Origin of the sequence: Streptococcus pyogenes (genome assembly GCF_002055535.1) — a bacterium.
GTDB classification, from domain to species: Bacteria; Bacillota; Bacilli; order Lactobacillales; family Streptococcaceae; genus Streptococcus; species Streptococcus pyogenes.
Map to the genome: position 1 here is coordinate 415,987 of NZ_LN831034.1, position 20,987 is coordinate 436,973.

Sequence of the window (20,987 nt, forward strand, 5' to 3'; positions counted from 1 at the left end):
GATGCGTATAGGTCTATTCACAGATACCTATTTTCCACAAGTTTCAGGAGTCGCTACTAGTATTCGTACGTTAAAAGAAGAGCTAGAAAAAGAAGGTCACGAAGTTTATATTTTCACCACTACTGATAGAGATGTCAAACGCTTTGAAGACCCGACCATTATTCGACTGCCAAGTGTTCCTTTTGTGTCATTTACGGATAGACGTGTGGTTTATCGTGGCCTCATTTCGTCATACAAAATTGCAAAACACTATAATCTTGATATTATTCATACGCAAACTGAGTTTAGCTTAGGCTTATTAGGGAAAATGATAGGCAAAGCTTTGCGAATTCCTGTTGTCCATACTTACCATACCCAATATGAGGACTACGTGAGTTATATTGCCAACGGAAAAATCATTCGACCAAGTATGGTCAAACCTCTTCTTAGGGGCTATTTGAAGGATTTGGATGGGGTTATCTGCCCAAGTAGGATTGTCCTCAATCTTCTAGAAGGTTACGAAGTTACTATCCCTAAGCGGGTTATCCCAACAGGCATTCCTTTGGAAAAATATATTCGTGATGACATCACAGCAGAAGAAGTAACCAACTTAAAAGCAGAATTGGGCATTGCTGGTGATGAAACCATGTTATTGAGTTTGTCACGGATTTCTTATGAAAAAAATATTCAAGCTATCATCAATCAGATGCCAGCTATTTTGGCTGAAAATGCCAAGATAAAGCTTATTATTGTAGGAAATGGCCCCTATTTGCAAGATTTGAAACACTTGGCGATGCAGTTAGAGGTTGACAAACACGTGACCTTTACAGGCATGGTGCCTCATGATAAGGTTGCTCTGTACTATAAGGCTTGTGATTTCTTTATCTCAGCATCAACTAGTGAGACTCAGGGCTTGACCTATATTGAAAGTTTGGCTAGTGGCACTCCTATTATTGCTCATGGCAATCCTTATTTAGATGATGTGGTGACTGATAAAATGTTTGGCACTCTTTATTACGCTGAAACAGATTTAACTGATGCTATTATTGATGCCATACTAAAAACACCAGTTATGGATAAACGGTTATTAGCAAAAAAACGTTATGAAATCTCAGCACAGCACTTTGGAAAATCTATTTACACGTTCTATTTAGATACGTTAATTGCTAGAAATAGCAAAGAAGCTCAAAAGCTGAGTCTTTATCTTAATCATTCTGGTAAAAGTAGTTCTCTAAAATTAGTGCAAGGTGCTATTCACTTGCCTAAACGTGCTGCTAAGGTCACAGCTATCACCTCAGTAAAAGTAGTCAAGGCTCCTATCAAGCTGGTCCATGCTATCAAAGATTTTCTGGATTAAGACTTGTAAATTTTTGAAAACTTGCTATAATTATCTTGAAGACAAGTTAGATTGGACAGAATCTTTTAAGCGAGTGCTGGTTGGTGGAAAGAGCACAAGGATAGCTAATCTGATACTCCTTCCTGGTTTTTATGCAAACATAAAAGGGTGGCCCCCTTATCGCCACTAGAGGTGCAAGGCATGTTTTTTGTCCTGCATAAATTAAGGTGGAACCACGCTGATTGCGTCCTTTGGGATGCGGTCAGTTTTTTTGTTTTGGAGGGGATTAGCCTTGTTTTTAAGGACTAGGGAGGGTAGATTCGTGAATAAGGTATTGTTCTTCTACGTGGTGGTATTGAGCTATTCACTAACCTCTTGTCCCTAATTTGTCTTACTATCCATGTTTTAGTGGAAATCTTAACTGACTTAAAGGAGAAAGCAAATGATTAAGATTACTTTTCCAGATGGCGCCGTGCGTGAATTTGAATCTGGCGTAACAACGTTTGACATTGCTGAGTCCATCAGCAAATCATTGGCTAAAAAAGCTTTAGCTGGTAAGTTCAATGATCAACTCATTGACACCACTCGTGCCATTGAAGAAGATGGCAGTATTGAAATCGTGACACCTGACCACAAAGATGCTTATGAGGTGCTTCGCCACTCTGCAGCCCATTTATTTGCCCAAGCTGCAAAACGCTTGTTCCCAAATCTTCATTTGGGTGTGGGCCCTGCCATTGCAGAAGGCTTTTACTATGATACAGATAATGCTGAAGGCCAAATTTCAAACGAAGATTTGCCACGTATCGAAGCTGAAATGCAAAAAATCGTGACAGAAAATTACCCATGTATCCGTGAAGAAGTGACCAAAGAAGAAGCTTTGGAATTGTTCAAAGATGATCCTTACAAGGTAGAATTGATTAATGAGCATGCTGGTGCTGGCTTGACGGTTTACCGTCAAGGTGAATTTGTGGATCTTTGCCGTGGCCCTCATGTGCCATCAACAGGCCGTATCCAAGTCTTCCACTTGCTCAATGTGGCGGGTGCTTACTGGCGTGGTAACAGCGACAATAACATGATGCAACGTATCTATGGAACAGCTTGGTTTGATAAAAAAGACCTCAAAGCTTACTTGACTCGTCTAGAAGAAGCTAAAGAACGTGATCACCGTAAGCTTGGTAAAGAGCTTGACTTGTTCATGATTAGCCAAGAAGTTGGCCAAGGCTTGCCATTTTGGTTACCAGATGGAGCGACTATTCGTCGTACACTTGAGCGCTACATCACAGATAAAGAATTAGCATCAGGCTACCAACACGTTTACACACCACCACTTGCTTCTGTAGAATTGTACAAGACATCAGGTCATTGGGATCATTATCAAGAAGATATGTTCCCTGTAATGGATATGGGAGATGGTGAGGAGTTTGTTCTTCGTCCAATGAACTGCCCACACCACATTCAAGTGTATAAAAATCATGTGCGTTCTTATCGTGAATTGCCTATTCGTATTGCCGAGCTTGGCATGATGCACCGTTACGAAAAATCAGGTGCCCTATCAGGACTTCAACGGGTACGTGAAATGACCTTGAATGATGGTCACATTTTCGTAACACCAGAGCAAATCCAGGAAGAATTTCAACGTGCCCTTCAATTAATCATTGATGTTTATGCTGACTTCAACTTGACTGATTATCGTTTTCGTTTGTCATACCGAGACCCTAACGATACTCATAAATATTATGACAATGATGAGATGTGGGAAAATGCTCAAAGTATGCTTAAAGCTGCACTTGATGAGATGGGTGTAGATTACTTTGAAGCAGAAGGTGAAGCAGCTTTTTATGGGCCTAAGCTTGATATTCAGGTGAAAACAGCTCTTGGTAACGAAGAAACCCTATCAACCATTCAGTTGGACTTCTTGTTGCCAGAACGCTTTGATCTCAAATACATTGGTGCTGATGGCGAAGAACACCGCCCAGTCATGATTCACCGTGGTGTTATCTCAACTATGGAACGTTTCACTGCTATCCTTATTGAAACTTACAAGGGTGCTTTCCCAACTTGGTTGGCACCTCACCAAGTAACCGTGATTCCAATTTCAAATGAAGCCCACATTGACTATGCTTGGGAAGTAGCAAAAACCCTTCGTGACCGTGGTGTTCGTGCAGATGTCGATGACCGCAATGAAAAAATGCAGTACAAGATTCGTGCGTCTCAAACCAGCAAAATTCCTTACCAATTAATTGTTGGGGACAAAGAAATGGAAGACAAATCAGTCAATGTTCGCCGCTATGGTAGCAAGACGACTCACACCGAATCTGTGGAAGAATTTGTGGAAAACATCTTGGCAGACATTGCTCGCAAGTCACGTCCAGATGCACAAGCTTAATCAATGGCAAAAAGAGGTCCTTATGGGCTTCTTTTTCTTTCTTAAAAAATTAAGCAAACGGTTGCACCGTCTTTTTTATGGTGTTATAATAAATTGTTTAGTAACGGTGATAAGACGATAACAGAAACGAGGAATGGTAAATGGTCATGATAGAAGTGTCCCACCTTCAAAAAATTTTTTCCAAAACCATTAAAGAGCCAGGATTAAAGGGAGCCTTGAAGTCGTTTGTTCATCCCCAAAGAGAAATCTTTGAGGCGGTTAAGGACTTATCTTTTGAGGTACCCAAAGGGCAAATTTTAGGTTTTATTGGCGCCAATGGTGCAGGAAAATCAACAACGATTAAGATGTTAACAGGTATTTTAAAGCCTACATCAGGTTACTGTCGCATTAACGGAAAGATTCCACAAGATAATCGTCAATATTATGTGAGAGACATTGGAGCTGTTTTTGGTCAACGAACACAACTATGGTGGGATTTGGCCTTGCAAGAGACCTATGTCGTTTTAAAAGAAATTTACGATGTACCTGAAAAAGCCTTTCGCAAGCGCATGGATTTTTTAAATGAGGTTTTGGACCTGAATGAGTTTATTAAGGATCCTGTCCGGACCTTATCACTCGGTCAGCGGATGCGAGCTGATATTGCTGCCTCCTTGTTGCATAATCCTAAAGTATTGTTTTTAGATGAACCAACGATTGGACTTGATGTTTCTGTGAAGGACAACATTCGGCGTGCCATTACTCAAATTAATCAAGAAGAAGAGACAACTATTTTACTGACGACCCATGATTTGAGTGATATTGAACAGCTCTGTGATCGGATTATCATGATTGATAAAGGGCAAGAAATCTTTGATGGAACGGTGACCCAATTAAAGCAAAGCTTTGGAAAAATGAAGAGTCTGTCTTTTGAGTTGAAGCCAGGGCAGGAGCAGGTGGTCTCACAGTTTATGGGCTTACCTGACATCACAGTGGAACGGCATGAGCTTAGTTTAGACATTCAATATGACAGTTCGCGCTATCAAACTGCGGACATTATTCAAAAAACCATGGCTGATTTTGCGGTCAGGGATGTGAAGATGACTGATGTAGATATTGAGGATATTGTTCGTCGTTTCTACCGAAAGGAGCTTTAAGATGTGGTCATTTTGGAAACGTTATAGACCCTTTCTCAGTGCAGGAATTCAGGAATTAATAACCTATCGCGTTAATTTCTTTTTGTATCGTATTGGAGATGTCATGGGGGCTTTTGTGGCTTATTACCTCTGGAAGGCTGTTTTTGATTCGTCTAAGCAATCCTTAATCAATGGTTTTACTCTGTCTGACATGACCTTTTACATTATCATGAGTTTTGTGACCACTTTACTGACCAAATCAGACAGCTCCTTTATGATTGGCGAAGAAGTGAAAGATGGTTCTATCATCATGCGCCTGCTTCGACCAGTTCATTTTGCAGCCTCTTACCTCTTTATGGAAATTGGTTTTCGCTGGATTGTGCTAATGAGTGTCGGCTTTCCTTTTTTAATGGTCTTATCTGGTATTAAAGTCATGGCGGGGCTGTCTATCTTGCAAGTCCTAGCCAGCAGTTGTCTGTATTTAGTTAGCCTTTTATTAGCTTTTTTAATCAATTTTTATTTCAACATTTGTTTTGGCTCTTCAGCATTTGTCTTTAAAAACCTTTGGGGGTCTAATTTATTGAAAAATGCCTTGGTTGCCTTTATTTATGGCTTTTGTTTGATTCCAAAGGGAATTGATCACCTCTTTTTTGACAATCTTTGGGCTTTAGGGCAACGGCTTGTCCGCAAAGGAGAATTTGACAAGTACCTCACCAGACCAATTAGTCCTTTGTTTCATGTTTTAGTTGAGACCTTTCAAGTGGATGCCCTGGGTGAATTATTGGTTGGGGTTATCTTATTAGTGACCACGGCTGGTAGTATCGTATGGACTCTTCCTAAGGTGCTTTTGTTTATTTTGGTTATTCCTTTTGCGACCTTGATTTACACCTCTTTAAAAATTGCGACCGCCAGCATTTCTTTTTGGACCAAGCAGTCTGGGGCAGTTATCTATATTTTTTACATGTTCAATGACTTTTCTAAGTACCCTATGTCCATTTACCATTCCTTTTTGCGGTGGTTAATCAGTTTTATCATTCCCTTTGCTTTTACAGCTTATTACCCTGCTTCTTATTTTTTAACAGGTCAACACCTGCTCTTTAATATTGGAGGCTTGGTAGTGGTGTCGTTACTGGTTTTGGCCTTGTCGCTTAAGCTTTGGAAATGGGGCCTGGATGCTTATGAAAGTGCAGGTTCCTAGAGAGACTCTTAAACAAATTGAAAATCGTTTAGGTCAGAATATGAAAACCTAGATAATGAAGGAAGGCAGCTGTTGTAAAAACGGCTGCCTTTTTTTGTGATGGTTTACCAAGCGTAGGCATTGGTTGGAACCATCATCAGCAGATTGGTCTAAATTAAGGGCGGTAAAATAACATAAGCAGATATGTTTCAAGTGGTTGCATGCAATTGCTAGATAACGTTTATGGAACTTTGAGATCTTTTGCCTTTATGAGACCTGCCAAATCTAGTAACGATACCAGCTTAGCAGATGCCTTGCAGGCTGGTACAGACATGGCTTTTATTTTAGTTAGAGGCATTAACTATCAATAAATAGTAAAGACAAGGTTTGTCAATACCATAAAAAAGTTAAGTGTCACAGCTTAGCTTTTTTATGGTGTCTAATTCTTTATTCTATATAAGATTTTCTTTTCTTAGGAATGGTTTTCCAGTATAATAAAGTCACCCTGTATCAAAAACAAAGGTTACAGTTTGAATGTTAAAGCAACAAAGTAAGTGACTTCTACGACAATAGTTGTGGGACTTGACATTTCAATGACGTTAGAGAATTTTATAGATTTTATTGATAGCACACTAGCGAGACTAAAGAGATTCTCTAAATTAATTTAGGTGTATTTTTAGCAGTTATTAGTTCAAAAAAGAAAACCATCAGAAATAATTATACAATAACCATTTAAGGACATCGAAAATAAAGGAGGTCAATATAATGACGGATGTTTATATTGCTGCAGGCCTTAGAACCCCTATCGGTTTAGTAGGGAAACAATTTGCTAAAGAACAACCAGAAATCCTTGGAGCAAAGCTCATCAACGCTTTACAAAATAAGTATCCAGTTCCCATTGACCAAGTGATTTGTGGCAATACCGTCGGAACGGGTGGTAATATTGGGCGCTTGATGACCCTGTATTCTCATTTAGGAGAATCTGTCTCTGCTTTGACGGTTGATATGCAGTGTGCATCAGCTGGTGCAGCTCTTTCCGTGGGTTATGCTAAAATCAAGGCAGGTATGGCAAGCAACCTTTTAGTGGGAGGGATTGAAAGCAGCTCCTTACAACCTGAATCGGTATATGCTTCAGCTGATTGGCGCCAAGGAGCCTACAAGGTAGCTCAGTTTTCTCCAGATAGTATCAGCCCTTTTGCGATGATTGAAGGGGCAGAACGAGTGGCAAGAGAGCATGGCTTTACAAAGGAGTATTTGAATCACTGGACATTGAGAAGTCATCAAAAGGCTAGTTATTGCCAGGAGCAAGCCCTGTTAGCTGATCTTATTCTAGACCTGTCAGGAGCCAGTGATCAAGGTATTCGACCGCGCTTGTCAAGTAAGGTGTTGTCAAAGGTACCCCCTATCTTAGGAGAAGGTCACGTGATTAGTGCAGCCAATGCCTGCCTAACCCATGATGCTGCTGCCTTTTTACAGCTAAGTAGTCAGCCTTCAGCTTTTAAACTGATTGATGTGGTAGAAGTAGCAGGAGACCCACAGCGTAGCCCTTTAATGGTGATTAAGGCTAGTCAAGTCCTTTTGGAAAAACATGGTCTAGGGATGGCAGATATGACAGCGATTGAATGGAACGAAGCCTTTGCCGTTATTGATGGTCTATTTGAAACCCATTATCCAGATTTATTGGACCGCTATAATATATTTGGTGGTGCATTAGCTTATGGTCATCCCTATGGTGCCTCAGCAGCCATTATAATATTGCACTTAATGAGGGCTTTAGAGATTAAAAATGGACGCTATGGAATAGCTGCTATAGCAGCAGCTGGTGGCCAAGGGTTTGCTGTTTTACTAAAATATCATAAGGAGTTTAGTCATGCTGACAAAGCTAGAATATTGGGCAAAGCAATGCCCAAATAAAAAAGCTATCGTAGCCGATCAGATAAGCTTGACTTATCAAGAGCTATGGCAAGCGGTTTTAATAAAGGATCAGACAATAAAAGACAGTGTACCATATATCATCAGTCATAGTCGCTATCTTAATCAGTTACTCTCTTTTTTACGAGGATTAAAAGAAGGCAGTTGTCCTATCATTTTACACCCTAATATCTCAGGTACATTTCAGCAGCAAATAAAACACGTCGATGGTGAGCTTCTTAAAAAAGCTGATTTTGCTGTTTTGAGTTCGGGAACAACTGGCAAAGCAAAATTATTTTGGCGTCGTCTATCAACTTGGACGAGACTTTTTGATTATCAAAATAAGGTGTTTGGTATGACTGGTAATAGTTGTCTATTCTTACATGGTAGTTTTAGTTTTACTGGCAATCTTAACTTAGCATTAGCTCAACTATGGGCCGGGGGATGTCTGGTTTTAAGCCAAAAGCTGTCTTTGAAAACGTGGTTAAGCTTATGGCAAGCAAAAAAGGTGAGTCACCTTTACCTTTTACCGACCTACCTAAATCGCTTGCTACCTTATTTGACTAAGAACAACATGACTGCGACTCACTTATTGACCTCTTCGCAAATGATATCACAAGAATTACTAAGACATTATTACAAAAAATTTCCTCAGCTTGAAATTGTCATTTTCTACGGGGCTAGTGAATTATCTTTTATAACGTGGTGTAATGGCAGAGCTGCTGTCAAAATTAATGGTTTGGTAGGACAGCCCTTTCCTGATGTGTCTATCAGTTTCAAAGATAAGGAAATTTTTGTAGAGACTCCTTATAGTGTAGAAGGAATGTCACAACCATACAGTGTTTCAGACTTAGGAAAAATGAGCCCAGCGGGTTTAATTTTAGAAGGGCGACAAGATGACTGGGTTAATCAACGAGGAGTGAAATGCCACCTGCCTAGCCTAGTTGAACTCGCTCACCAAGCGCCAAACGTCAAAGAAGCGCACGCTTTAAAGATAGGAAAAGGAGAAAACGAAACCCTAATATTAGTATTAGTTTTGACTAAGAAGGATTGCCTAGCACCTATTAAAGACTTTTTAGCTCTTTATTTAAACTCTGGACAACTTCCCAAGTACTATCTTGTGATTGATTGTTTGCCTTTAAAAGATAATGGTAAAATTAATCGAGAAGTTCTTTTAAATAAAATACCCAAACAGTGGCTTAGTTAACCACTTCAGGTTTCGTTTTGCTTATAGTGAGATACAAGTGACGATTCAGCTTTAGATGTGTTATAATATGGTCAAAAAAGATGAGGAGAAGGCCATGAAACAAGCTATCTTAGATCGCTATCAGGCCTTGAAATGCTATCAAAACGCAGGTTTATCAAACCAAGCATTTCGTGCTATAGCTAAAGAGCCTATCATTGATAATCGACTTGGTTCTCCAACTTTCTGGGTAATATGGCCTATTGAAAAAGAAAACCAATCAGCTAAGCAGTTACTAACGTTTCTTCTTGATTTGGTAGAGATGCCATTTGAGCTAAGTGGTCAGTTGCATGAAACTCAAACGCTACTCACCCGATTCCATCCATCTCTATTGCCAGATCATATGTTTTGGAAAGAGTTGGCTAGCTTAGTTGATCAAGCTTTTCCTGGCAAAACACTAAGCCAAGCAGGTGAGCTTGAAAAGCGTTTGCATCAATTTCGTTATGTCATCTCTAGTCAACAAGCTCAATCTATCAGAAACCATTATAAAATGATTGAGATGACAGACGCCCAAGCTCTGGCCCTTTTTTTGAGGTCTAAAAAAGGGCCTTGTTTGTGGCGGCAAGCACCAGATTATACCTTGATGGATTCTGCCAGGTTACATAATAAACTAAGATTTGAAGATAATAAAGTCATTTTTCCAAGTCAAGAAGTTTCCTATAATATAAAAGTACTTCTTTGGTTTCATACCGAATTTACTCTAGATAGCACAGGCTTTTTTCTTAATGAAGTTGATGCAGAAGTAGTGACCGAAAAAGGAATTGTCAATGGTGCATCTTTTAACTATGGCACAGATGGTCCTAGACATTGGGATTTAGATGTTGATCCGATTAGCCATCACGATCCTCAGTTTAGAAGAGACACCCTTAAAGGATTTCGATCGCCAAAAAGAGTATTTCGCCAGTGGTTTAGAGCTCAAAAAGATGACTTTATGTTCTCTTATTTTAATGCCAAAGGACTTTTTGCTTACCACAACAAGAGTAGTTTTGCCAGAGTCAAAAAATCAGCTAAGCAATTCAAACGTCAAATTCATCCTATAAAGGGTTGGTTTTAGAAAGTACTCTATTTGTAACGGTAGTCGTCATTGTCAATTAGGCTGAATTTTTGGTATAATCAGGTAGAAATAATTTAGAAAAATATAGTTTTGTGATTTTTTATTAACCACAAAAATCACAAATTGTAATATCAATTACAAGAACTTTCTGAGGTATAGACATGAAAAAAATACTTATTGTGGATGATGAAAAACCGATTTCTGACATTATTAAGTTTAATTTGACAAAAGAAGGTTATGACATTGTTACAGCTTTTGATGGACGCGAAGCGGTAACAATTTTTGAAGAAGAAAAGCCAGATTTAATTATTCTTGATTTGATGCTCCCTGAGTTGGACGGTCTTGAAGTAGCCAAGGAAATTCGTAAAACCAGTCATGTCCCGATTATTATGTTGTCGGCTAAAGATAGTGAGTTTGACAAGGTTATTGGACTTGAAATTGGGGCTGATGATTACGTGACCAAGCCCTTTTCTAATCGGGAATTGCTGGCGCGTGTCAAGGCTCATCTGCGTCGTACCGAAACTATTGAAACGGCTGTTGCAGAAGAAAATGCTTCTTCAGGTACACAGGAACTGACCATTGGTAATTTACAGATTTTACCAGATGCGTTTGTTGCTAAAAAACATGGTCAAGAGGTAGAGTTGACCCATCGTGAATTTGAACTATTGCATCATCTAGCTAACCATATGGGGCAGGTGATGACACGAGAACACTTATTGGAAATTGTTTGGGGATATGATTATTTTGGCGATGTGCGCACGGTTGATGTGACTGTTCGTCGCCTCCGTGAAAAAATTGAAGACACACCAAGTCGTCCTGAGTATATTTTAACAAGACGTGGTGTTGGGTACTACATGAAATCTTATGACTAGAGATATCATTGGAAACTTATCCACATTTGAATTAGCGATCCTTATCTTACTTGTTTTTGTTGCTTTTTACTTTATCCATCTTGCGGTGCGTGATTACCGAAATGCACGTATTATTCGGATGATGAGCCATAAAATCCGAGACTTGATTAATGGTCGCTATACTGATATAATCGACGAAAAAGCAGACATTGAGTTAATGGAGCTTTCAGACCAGTTAAATGACCTGTCAGATGTTTTTCGCTTGACGCATGAAAATCTTGCCCAAGAAAAAAATCGCTTGGCAAGTATTTTGGCTTATATGTCAGATGGTGTACTTGCTACAGACCGGTCTGGTAAAATCATCATGATTAACGAGACAGCTCGCAAGCAATTAAATTTAAGTAAAGAAGAGGCACTAAAGAAAAACATTACAGATTTGTTAGAAGGTGATACTTCATATACCTACCGTGATTTGGTATCCAAAACACCAGTGGTAACTGTTAATAGCCGAAATGATATGGGTGAGTTTGTCTCATTACGCTTGCGCTTTGCGTTGAATAGGAGAGAGAGTGGTTTTATTTCGGGCTTGGTTGTGGTGCTCCATGACACCACAGAACAGGAAAAAGAAGAACGTGAACGCCGTCTTTTTGTCTCTAATGTAAGTCATGAATTAAGGACCCCTTTAACTTCGGTTAAATCCTACTTGGAGGCTCTTGATGAAGGTGCACTTAAAGAAGATATTGCTCCAAGTTTCATAAAAGTTTCTCTTGATGAAACTAATCGGATGATGCGTATGATTTCAGATCTTTTAAACCTGTCTCGGATTGATAATCAAGTAACCCAATTAGCAGTAGAGATGACTAATTTTACTGCTTTTATAACTTCTATTTTAAACAGATTTGATTTGGTTAAAAATCAGCATACAGGTACAGGAAAAGTCTATGAAATTGTAAGAGATTACCCTATTACCTCTGTCTGGATTGAAATTGATAATGATAAAATGACACAGGTTATCGAGAATATTTTGAACAATGCCATTAAGTATTCTCCAGATGGTGGAAAAATTACAGTCCGTATGAAAACAACAGATACCCAATTAATTATTTCCATTTCAGACCAAGGACTAGGTATCCCTAAAACAGATTTGCCTCTTATTTTTGATCGGTTCTATCGTGTAGACAAGGCAAGAAGTCGTGCCCAAGGAGGGACCGGTCTAGGCCTTGCCATTGCTAAAGAAATCATCAAGCAGCACCATGGCTTTATCTGGGCTAAGAGTGACTATGGTAAAGGATCGACCTTTACTATTGTCTTGCCTTATGAAAAAGATGCAGCCATCTATGAAGAATGGGAGGAAGATGTAGACTAATTAATGAATGAGAGTGGTTTTAAATACAGTATTTTAGCATCTGGGTCCACAGGAAATTGTTTTTATTTAGAAACACCTAAAAAACGCTTATTGATTGATGCAGGGCTTACTGGTAAGAAAATTACCAGTCTTCTTGCTGAAATTGACCGCAAACCTGAGGATTTGGATGCTATTTTGATTACCCATGAGCACTCTGACCATATTAAGGGTGTAGGCGTTATGGCCCGCAAATACCATTTGGATATCTATGCTAATGAAAAAACATGGCAGCTGATGGATGAGTGCAATATGCTAGGTAAGCTTGATGCCTCACAAAAACATATTTTCCAAAGGGATAAAGTTTTGACCTTTGGAGATGTTGATATCGAAAGTTTTGGAGTCAGCCATGACGCTATTGATCCTCAATTTTATCGGATTATGAAAGATAATAAGTCTTTTGTGATGTTGACAGATACAGGATATGTCAGTGATAGGATGACAGGTATTATTGAAAATGCAGATGGCTACTTGATTGAATCCAATCATGATATTGAAATTTTGAGATCAGGCTCTTATCCTTGGAGCTTAAAGCAGCGTATTTTATCTGATTTAGGACATTTATCAAATGAAGATGGAGCGGGAGCCATGATTAGAAGCCTGGGGTACAATACCAAAAAAATATACCTAGGTCATCTGAGTAAAGAAAATAACATCAAAGAGTTAGCGCATATGACGATGGTCAATCAACTGGCTATGGCAGATTTAGCAGTAGGTACAGACTTTACGGTCCATGATACCTCTCCAGATACTGCTTGTCCATTAACTGATATTTGAGATAAGAAACTAAAAGAGAATATGCAAAGTAGCGCTGATTGGTGATATACCAGTCAGGGCTATTTTTTGATGTCTTAAAGCGTATTGTCTTCTGAGTTCAACGAACTCTCATTGGTCATCCTTTAGAGCATCAATAGACTTAAATTAGCCTGTAGTTTTGGCTTGTCTGATCTATTTATCAAAGGTGTTGAGGATTATAAAGATGAGGTAGTTTTTTAGTTGTTCAGACTAAAAACAAAAATAGCTCTATACTATCTGTAGTGGGACTGTAGTGGGAAATTCCCCTCAGATAGTGTAGAGTCTTTTGATTGTATGAGAAAGTTTCCTTTGACGGGTATTTAAGATGTTTAATAAATCACGAAAAATCCACTTAGAGTCGGTTTTCTAGGTGGATTTTTGGTATACTAAATAAGGTCTACTGACAAATATGAAAGGGATTTTTTATGAAACAGCTTGAAGAGTTACTCTCAACATCTTTTGATATTCAATTTAATGATTTGACTTTACTAGAAACAGCTTTTACCCACACCTCTTACGCTAACGAGCATCGTCTCCTAAACGTTTCACATAATGAACGCTTGGAATTTTTAGGAGACGCTGTTCTACAATTGATTATTTCAGAGTATTTATTTGCAAAGTATCCTAAAAAGACAGAAGGAGATATGTCTAAGTTACGTTCCATGATTGTACGTGAGGAAAGCTTGGCAGGTTTTTCACGATTTTGTTCTTTTGACGCTTATATCAAACTAGGAAAAGGTGAGGAAAAGTCAGGTGGTCGCCGTCGTGATACTATTTTAGGAGACTTATTTGAAGCCTTTTTAGGTGCTCTTTTATTAGATAAGGGGATTGATGCAGTACGTCGCTTCTTGAAACAAGTCATGATTCCTCAGGTGGAAAAAGGGAATTTTGAAAGGGTTAAAGACTATAAAACTTGTCTTCAAGAGTTTTTGCAAACAAAAGGTGATGTGGCTATTGATTATCAAGTCATTAGTGAGAAAGGACCTGCCCATGCTAAACAATTTGAGGTATCGATAGTTGTTAATGGTGCTGTCCTTAGTAAAGGTTTAGGTAAGTCTAAAAAATTAGCGGAGCAAGATGCTGCTAAAAATGCCCTTGCCCAACTTAGTGAGGTTTAGATGTTTTTAAAAGAAATTGAGTTGGAAGGGTTCAAGTCCTTTGCGGACAAGACTAAAATTGAATTTGATAAGGGAGTAACTGCAGTCGTAGGACCAAATGGTTCAGGTAAAAGTAATATTACAGAAAGTTTACGTTGGGCTTTAGGAGAATCAAGTGCTAAAAATCTGCGTGGGGGCAAGATGCCAGATGTCATTTTTGCTGGGACACAAAACCGTAATCCTCTAAACTATGCTAAGGTAGCGGTTGTTCTTGATAATTCCGATCATTTTATAAAAACTGCCAAGAAAGAAATCCGTGTCGAAAGGCATATTTACCGAAATGGAGATAGTGACTATCTGATTGATGGTCGCAAGGTAAGGCTCCGTGATATTCATGATTTGTTTATGGATACAGGGCTTGGTCGTGATTCTTTCTCCATTATTTCTCAAGGTCGCGTAGAGGAAATTTTCAATAGTAAACCTGAAGAAAGGCGCGCCATTTTTGAAGAAGCAGCTGGTGTTTTAAAATATAAAACACGTAAAAAAGAAACTCAGATTAAATTAAATCAAACTCAAGATAATTTAGACCGTCTAGAGGATATTATTTATGAGCTAGACACGCAGTTGGCACCACTTGAAAAGCAAGCTAAAGTAGCTAAACAATTTTTAGAACTTGATGCCAATCGTAAGCAACTACAACTAGATATTCTAGTCAAAGATATTGATATAGCTCAAGAAAGACAGACTAAAGATACTGAAGCTTTAGCTGCTTTACAACAAGACTTAGCATCTTATTACGCTAAGCGTCAATCTATGGAAGAAGATTACCAAAAATTCAAGCAAAAAAAGCAGGTTCTTAGTCAAGAGTCAGATCAAACCCAAACAACATTATTAGAATTAACCAAGCTAATAGCTGACTTGGAAAAGCAAATTGAATTGGTTAAGCTAGAAAGTGGCCAAGAAGCAGAGAAAAAGGCAGAAGCCAAAAAACATCTCGAACAGTTACAAGAACAATTGGATGGTTTTCAAGCAGAAGAAAAGCAGTGTACAGAACAATTATTGCATATTGATCAACAACTTTGTGATGTCAAACAACAGTTAAACGAATTGAGCAATGCATTAGAGCGTTTTTCAAGTGATCCCGACCAATTAATGGAAACTCTAAGAGAAGAGTTTGTATTATTGATGCAAAAAGAGGCGGCCTTATCAAATCAGCTGACAGCTTTAAAAGCCCATTTAGACAAAGAAAAACAGGCTCGTCAACATAAGGCTCAAGAATATCAGCTACTTGTTACTAAGCTTGATCAACTTAATGACGAGTCTCAAAAAGCTCAAGCTCATTATAAAGCTCAAAAAGAGCAAGTCGAAATGTTGCTCCAAAATTATCAAGAAGGTGATAAACGCGTTCAGGAATTAGAAAGAGATTACCAACTGAATCAAGAAAGACTATTTGACTTGTTGGATCAAAAAAAAGGAAAAGAAGCTCGTAAGGCTAGCTTAGAATCTATTCAAAAAAGTCATAGTCAATTCTATGCGGGAGTACGAGCTGTCCTTCAATCACAAAAAAAGCTTGGAGGGATCATAGGTGCAGTCAGTGAACACCTTTCTTTTGATTCTGATTACCAAACAGCTCTTGAAGTTGCATTAGGTGCTAATAGTCAGCATATTATTGTAACAGACGAAGCTGCAGCAAAAAGAGCAATTGCTTATTTGAAAAAAAATCGCCAAGGACGAGCAACTTTTTTACCTTTAACTACTATAAAGGCTAGATCATTATCAGAACACTATCATCGTCAATTGGCGACTTGTGAAGGTTATCTGGGAACTGCAGAATCATTGATTCGCTATGATGATAGTCTTTCAGCTATTATCCAAAATCTTTTATCTAGTACTGCTATCTTTGAAACTATTGATCAAGCTAATATTGCAGCGCGCTTATTAGGATATAAGGTAAGAATTGTTACTCTTGATGGAACAGAATTACGACCAGGTGGTTCTTTTTCAGGAGGAGCTAATAGACAAAGCAATACAACTTTTATCAAACCAGAGTTAGAACAAATCAGTGAGGAATTAACGCGATTAGTTGAGCAATTAAAAATAACTGAAAAAGAAGTAGCTGCCTTGCAAAGCGATTTGATAGCAAAAAAAGAAGAACTGACACAATTGAAATTAGCCGGTGACCAGGCACGCTTAGCTGAACAAAGAGCTCAAATGGCTTATCAGCAATTGCAAGAAAAACAAGAAGATTCAAAGGCTTTGTTAGCTGCCCTTGATCAAAGTCAGACGACTCATTCTGATGAATCTTTATTGGCAGAACAAGCTCGTATTGAAGAAGCATTAACAGCTATTGCTAAGAAAAAAAATGCCTTAACTTGTGATATTGATGATATCAAAGAAAACAAAGATTTGATTAGGCAAAAAACACAAAACATTCACCAAGCTTTATCTCAAGCTCGTTTGCAAGAAAGAGATTTACTTAATGAAAAGAAATTTGAGCAAGCTAATCAATCTCGTCTAAGAACTCAGCTGAAGCAATGCCAGCAAAATATTCTCAAACTTGAAAGCATACTAAACAATAACGTAAGTCAAGACAGCATTCAAAGACTACCCCAGTGGCAAAAACAGTTACAAGATGCCACAGAGCATAAGTCTGGTGCTCAAAAACGTTTAGTCCAATTAAGATTTGAAATAGAGGACTATGAGGCCCGCTTAGAAGAAACAGCAGAAAAAATAACCAAAGAAAGCGAAAAAAATGACACATTTATTCGTCGTCAAACCAAGTTAGAGACACATTTAGAGCAAGTGGCTAATCGCTTACGAGCCTATGCTAAAAGTTTATCAGAAGATTTTCAAATGACACTAGCAGACGCAAAGGAGGTAACAAATAGTATTGATCACTTAGAAAGTGCCAAAGAAAAATTACACCATTTACAAAAGACTATTCGTGCACTAGGACCAATTAATAGTGATGCTATTAATCAGTATGAGGAAGTGCATGAGCGTTTGACTTTTTTAACAAGTCAAAAGACAGATCTGACAAAAGCTAAAAATCTTTTGCTAGAGACTATTAATAGTATGGATAGCGAAGTGAAGGCTCGTTTCAAAGTGACTTTTGAGGCAATTCAAAAAAGTTTTAAAGAAACCTTTACTCAGATGTTTGGTGGGGGTTCTGCTGATTTGGTTTTAACGGAAACAGACCTCTTGTCTGCTGGTATAGAGATTTCTGTGCAGCCTCCTGGTAAGAAAATTCAATCTCTTAACTTGATGTCAGGCGGAGAAAAAGCTTTGTCAGCACTGGCTTTATTGTTTGCTATTATACGTGTTAAAACGATTCCGTTTGTGATTTTAGATGAGGTAGAAGCGGCTCTTGATGAAGCAAATGTTAAGCGCTTTGGGGATTTCCTCAATCGCTTTGACAAAGATAGTCAATTTATTGTCGTGACCCATCGTAAAGGAACAATGGCTGCAGCAGATAGTATTTATGGAATTACCATGCAGGAATCGGGGGTCTCTAAAATTGTATCTGTAAAATTAAAAGAAGCTCAAGAGATGACCAATTAAAAAACAGAAGGGAGTTCCTTCTGTTTTTTTGGATGTTCGGCCATAAGTTAGGAGATTTCATGATTAAACTAATAGCAACAGAAATCGGAATAAGCTAATTGATACAATAGAGTACAAAGAAAGCCTTGGAAATAGCAGTTTCCAAGGCTTTTTAGCTGTCGATAGGTAAAAGAGAAAAGTTGTCAGAGTAGATGATTTTTTATTGAGACACCCTTGATTGGCGTTTCGTTAAAAGGTAAAGAATGATTTTACTTAATCTTTGTTGACTAGTTTATCAAAATGGTCAGCGTAATGTAATTTTAACTTGTCTTCATTTAAAATATCAAGAACTTGTATGGCTTGTTTCATCTTTTCAACTCCAGTTTCTAATTGGCGCTTAAATTCAAAGTAACCTGTTGCATAGAGAAAAACTGTCTGTTCATAGAAGTTTAATTCATTATCTAACAAGGTTTTTATCTCATCAATTAAATAGGAGCAATTAGAAAATTCCTCCTTATTGATACTAAGAATGAAACAATTTATAGCAAGCTGAGTGACAATTCGTTTATTAGTTTTGTTCCGTGAAGAGTAAATGTAATTATTTAACATCTCCTTTGTCAATAGGAAGTAGGAGTTGTAGTTAATTGTTCGTACACAGTTACCCAACAAAAGGATTTCATAGTAGCCCCATTTTTCAACTTTAAAGAGATAATCTGTTAGTTGAAGTAATTCATCATCTGATGGAATGATGCTTGAATCCATTGTGTGTAAAATGGACTTTACCATTGTTTTCTCAAAAGAATTCAGAGTGTAATCAGAAGTGTCGGAAAGTAAACATGCTATATTATTGATATTTTGTGATGAATATTGCTTACGAATATACTGTACCAGGTTAGCAAATGTTTCGGAATTGGTATAGTCTTCATCATGTAAAATAAGAAACTCATCCAAAGTAATGTGTAATTTGTCTAGAATATTGATCAGTCGGATACACGATATCTCTGACTCCCCGCGCTCAAAACGAGAGATTTGTGATTTTGAAAGGTGTTCATCTGCCACGAAGCACAGACTAATTTGCTTTCCTTTTCGAACTTTTCTAAGTGTGGCACCAAGTTTTGATTTCATATTTTCCCACTTTCCCAACAAAAATCAATTCCGTTTTTTTTTATTGTACAATAAATAAAAACTGAAAGGAAGTCCGCTTATGAAGAAAATTTCAAAATTTTTGCCGATTTTAATTTTAGCAATGGATATTATCATTATTGTTGGTGGGTAAGTTACTTAGGTGTACACTTAAGTCTTTAGAGTATCTAAAGACTTATAGGTAATGGTTAGCTCTGTGTAATGCTTGTACTTTATGTTAGTAGTAAACTAATTAAACGTAGGAGGATGAAATTTATGTATTCTGCATTGCTTGGTAATCCAGTTGAACATTCTATATCAGATGAATTATTTGAATATCTAAATCACAACATAGGAGTTCTGGATGAATATAAACATAAAAAAATTTTGGTAGACTCAGTGTGTTTAGAAGATAAAATCAAACATCTGATAAATGATCCAAAATGTATTGGATTAAATATAACTTTACCTTATAAAAGAGAGGTAATGAGGTATATTGACAATTTAGACAGAGTAGCAGAGATAACTGGATCTGTTAACAATATTTATAAATCTGGAAATATAATTACAGGAACTAATACTGATTGGAAAGGTATTTATAATACATTAGTTTTCTTTAATATTAGCCATATAACAAAATGTTGTGTTTTAGGTACTGGCGGTACTGCTAGAGCTGCTATTTTCACTTTACAAAAACTACAAATCTCACCAACAGTTGTATACAGGGAGCCAATTAGTGAGAATACAAGAAGTTTGATAAAGAGTTTCCCTGATTTAAAGTATATTACATATAAGGAATTGGCTGATCAACAAATTTTAAATGATATGGAAATCATAATAAATACTACACCAGTTGGTATGATAAATTATGAAGAAAGTTTACCTATAAATTTTGATCATTTGGACAATGTTAATTATAAAGATAAATACTTTATGGATGTAGTTTTCAATCCTTTACATACGAAACTTCATGAATATTTTGGTAAAAAAGGAGCAAAAATAATTGATGGTTTATGGGTTTTGATTTTTCAGGGAATTGAAGCATTTTCATTGTGGAGTGATAAAATTAATGATGGTAAATATTTTTTTTCAAAAGATGATGTTGTCCTAATTCATACATTTCTAGAAGGGAAGATAAAAGGAAAATGACTTTTCACATTACAGTAAATCTTGATGAAATATCAGACAAACTAGATGATTCATTGAAATTTTTAAATAGATTATCAATTAAAAGTTGTGAATTACGAATGATAAACACTAAAAATATTATACAACTTAGTGATGCAGAGTTAATTAATTTAAAAGAACGGTTACAAAAGTATAATATCACTCCAATTTCAATTGCAAGCCCACTTTTTAAATGGAATATAGAAGAAAATCATTTAGAGAGTAATCTTGATTTATACGGTATTTCAGCTAATGTTACGTTAAATGAACAATGGCTTTATGTAAGGAAAATTATTTTTATTGCAAAATTTTTAAATATCAAATATGTAAGAATATTTGGTGGGATTGGGTGCTCAGTAGATGACTTCTTGAATAATGAACTATTTTTGAATTTGTTAAAAGAGACTGAAATTATCTTTTTAATTGAGAACGAGTTAGGAACTTCAGTGAGCACTGCAGACGATTTGTTAAAAATAGGACATTTTATAGATGAAAAATCTATAAAAAATCTAAAAATCTGGTTTGATATTGCAAATTATTACATAGTTGAACCTCAGGTAGACAAGGTTATTCCAAAATTGAAAAAATATATTTACTATATTCACTGTAAGAACTATGTTAACAATGATTTAGGAATACATTATGTAGAACTAGGTAAAGGAATTATCGATTATAAAACAATCATTCATGAAATCCATGAACATTTTATAGACTTAATTTTTAGTTTAGAAGTACATGAAAAAGAAATAGACAAAAAGGCAGAAGTAGTGAGGAAGTCTTATCTGACACTAAATGAGTATATTAATGGAGGCTAA

16 protein-coding genes and 2 pseudogenes are annotated in these 20,987 nt (G+C 37.1%); 17 read left to right on the plus strand and 1 reads right to left on the minus strand.

Features of this window, described 5'->3' with window-relative positions; genetic code table 11:
* Window position 1: 1 nt before the first annotated feature.
* From B6D67_RS02305 to smc, 14 genes and pseudogenes are all read left to right on the plus strand, one after another.
* Complete coding sequence (locus B6D67_RS02305) at window positions 2–1,336, plus strand: glycosyltransferase family 4 protein (RefSeq protein WP_002994187.1); 1,335 nt, start codon at window positions 2–4, stop codon at window positions 1,334–1,336.
* A 421-nt stretch (window positions 1,337–1,757) separates the two neighbouring features.
* Window positions 1,758–3,701 (plus strand): threonine--tRNA ligase, encoded by a 1,944-nt coding sequence (gene thrS, locus B6D67_RS02310; RefSeq protein ID WP_010921984.1) that lies wholly within the window; start codon window positions 1,758–1,760, stop codon window positions 3,699–3,701.
* A 140-nt stretch (window positions 3,702–3,841) separates the two neighbouring features.
* Entirely contained in the window at window positions 3,842–4,834 is a 993-nt protein-coding gene (locus B6D67_RS02315) for an ABC transporter ATP-binding protein (RefSeq protein WP_029714027.1), read from the plus strand.
* 103 nt (window positions 4,835–4,937) lie between these two features.
* Window positions 4,938–5,324, plus strand: a pseudogene (locus tag B6D67_RS10305) (ABC-2 family transporter protein); the annotation flags it as partial.
* 84 nt (window positions 5,325–5,408) lie between these two features.
* Window positions 5,409–6,011 (plus strand): annotated as a pseudogene (locus B6D67_RS10310) (ABC transporter permease); the annotation flags it as partial.
* 200 nt (window positions 6,012–6,211) lie between these two features.
* Window positions 6,212–6,361: a hypothetical protein gene (locus tag B6D67_RS02325; protein ID WP_011285429.1), complete on the plus strand. Its 150-nt coding sequence runs from the start codon at window positions 6,212–6,214 to the stop codon at window positions 6,359–6,361.
* A 394-nt stretch (window positions 6,362–6,755) separates the two neighbouring features.
* Complete coding sequence (locus B6D67_RS02330) at window positions 6,756–7,904, plus strand: acetyl-CoA C-acyltransferase (protein ID WP_010921988.1); 1,149 nt, start codon at window positions 6,756–6,758, stop codon at window positions 7,902–7,904.
* Window positions 7,861–9,108: an AMP-binding protein gene (locus tag B6D67_RS02335; RefSeq protein WP_010921989.1), complete on the plus strand. Its 1,248-nt coding sequence runs from the start codon at window positions 7,861–7,863 to the stop codon at window positions 9,106–9,108. Before B6D67_RS02330 ends, B6D67_RS02335 begins: the two co-directional genes overlap by 44 nt.
* Window positions 9,109–9,163: 55 nt before the next feature.
* Window positions 9,164–10,198 (plus strand): DUF3114 domain-containing protein, encoded by a 1,035-nt coding sequence (locus tag B6D67_RS02340; protein WP_011285430.1) that lies wholly within the window; start codon window positions 9,164–9,166, stop codon window positions 10,196–10,198.
* 161 nt (window positions 10,199–10,359) lie between these two features.
* Entirely contained in the window at window positions 10,360–11,070 is a 711-nt protein-coding gene (gene yycF / locus B6D67_RS02345) for a response regulator YycF (protein WP_002985645.1), read from the plus strand.
* Window positions 11,063–12,415, plus strand: a complete 1,353-nt coding sequence (vicK, locus tag B6D67_RS02350; RefSeq protein WP_002995609.1) for a cell wall metabolism sensor histidine kinase VicK — start codon at window positions 11,063–11,065, stop codon at window positions 12,413–12,415. Before yycF ends, vicK begins: the two co-directional genes overlap by 8 nt.
* Before the next feature lie 3 nt (window positions 12,416–12,418).
* Window positions 12,419–13,228 (plus strand): MBL fold metallo-hydrolase, encoded by an 810-nt coding sequence (locus B6D67_RS02355; protein WP_002985641.1) that lies wholly within the window; start codon window positions 12,419–12,421, stop codon window positions 13,226–13,228.
* Window positions 13,229–13,671: 443 nt separating this feature from the next.
* Complete coding sequence (rnc, locus tag B6D67_RS02360; protein ID WP_002990670.1) at window positions 13,672–14,364, plus strand: ribonuclease III; 693 nt, start codon at window positions 13,672–13,674, stop codon at window positions 14,362–14,364.
* A complete protein-coding gene (gene smc, locus B6D67_RS02365; protein ID WP_010921991.1) occupies window positions 14,365–17,904 on the plus strand; it encodes a chromosome segregation protein SMC in 3,540 nt (1,179 codons plus the stop codon).
* Between the two features lie 252 nt (window positions 17,905–18,156).
* On the opposite strand, the gene rgg3 is transcribed toward smc, so the two are convergent.
* A complete protein-coding gene (gene rgg3 / locus B6D67_RS02370; protein WP_002985634.1) occupies window positions 18,157–19,008 on the minus strand; it encodes a quorum-sensing system transcriptional regulator Rgg3 in 852 nt (283 codons plus the stop codon).
* 79 nt (window positions 19,009–19,087) lie between these two features.
* On the opposite strand from rgg3, the gene shp3 reads away from it, so the two are divergent.
* The 3 genes from shp3 to B6D67_RS02380 all read left to right on the plus strand — a co-directional run bounded on the left by shp3 (window position 19,088) and on the right by B6D67_RS02380 (window position 20,987).
* Window positions 19,088–19,159 (plus strand): peptide pheromone SHP3, encoded by a 72-nt coding sequence (shp3, locus tag B6D67_RS10085; RefSeq protein WP_128650800.1) that lies wholly within the window; start codon window positions 19,088–19,090, stop codon window positions 19,157–19,159.
* Window positions 19,160–19,227: 68 nt separating this feature from the next.
* Complete coding sequence (locus B6D67_RS02375) at window positions 19,228–20,154, plus strand: shikimate dehydrogenase (protein WP_020750165.1); 927 nt, start codon at window positions 19,228–19,230, stop codon at window positions 20,152–20,154.
* Window positions 20,151–20,987: a sugar phosphate isomerase/epimerase family protein gene (locus B6D67_RS02380; protein ID WP_002985631.1), complete on the plus strand. Its 837-nt coding sequence runs from the start codon at window positions 20,151–20,153 to the stop codon at window positions 20,985–20,987. Before B6D67_RS02375 ends, B6D67_RS02380 begins: the two co-directional genes overlap by 4 nt.

Coding starts and splice junctions, on each gene's coding strand:
- B6D67_RS02315 (WP_029714027.1), top strand. CDS start 3,842: ATGGTCATGATAGAAGTGTCCCACCTTCAAAAAATTTTTTCCAAAACC.
- B6D67_RS02305 (WP_002994187.1), top strand. CDS start 2: ATGCGTATAGGTCTATTCACAGATACCTATTTTCCACAAGTTTCAGGA.
- B6D67_RS02335 (WP_010921989.1), top strand. CDS start 7,861: ATGCTGACAAAGCTAGAATATTGGGCAAAGCAATGCCCAAATAAAAAA.
- rgg3 (WP_002985634.1), bottom strand. CDS start 19,008: ATGAAATCAAAACTTGGTGCCACACTTAGAAAAGTTCGAAAAGGAAAG.
- B6D67_RS02340 (WP_011285430.1), top strand. CDS start 9,164: ATGTGTTATAATATGGTCAAAAAAGATGAGGAGAAGGCCATGAAACAA.
- smc (WP_010921991.1), top strand. CDS start 14,365: ATGTTTTTAAAAGAAATTGAGTTGGAAGGGTTCAAGTCCTTTGCGGAC.
- B6D67_RS02355 (WP_002985641.1), top strand. CDS start 12,419: ATGAATGAGAGTGGTTTTAAATACAGTATTTTAGCATCTGGGTCCACA.
- B6D67_RS02375 (WP_020750165.1), top strand. CDS start 19,228: ATGCTTGTACTTTATGTTAGTAGTAAACTAATTAAACGTAGGAGGATG.
- thrS (WP_010921984.1), top strand. CDS start 1,758: ATGATTAAGATTACTTTTCCAGATGGCGCCGTGCGTGAATTTGAATCT.
- yycF (WP_002985645.1), top strand. CDS start 10,360: ATGAAAAAAATACTTATTGTGGATGATGAAAAACCGATTTCTGACATT.
- vicK (WP_002995609.1), top strand. CDS start 11,063: ATGACTAGAGATATCATTGGAAACTTATCCACATTTGAATTAGCGATC.
- B6D67_RS02325 (WP_011285429.1), top strand. CDS start 6,212: ATGCAATTGCTAGATAACGTTTATGGAACTTTGAGATCTTTTGCCTTT.
- B6D67_RS02330 (WP_010921988.1), top strand. CDS start 6,756: ATGACGGATGTTTATATTGCTGCAGGCCTTAGAACCCCTATCGGTTTA.
- rnc (WP_002990670.1), top strand. CDS start 13,672: ATGAAACAGCTTGAAGAGTTACTCTCAACATCTTTTGATATTCAATTT.
- B6D67_RS02380 (WP_002985631.1), top strand. CDS start 20,151: ATGACTTTTCACATTACAGTAAATCTTGATGAAATATCAGACAAACTA.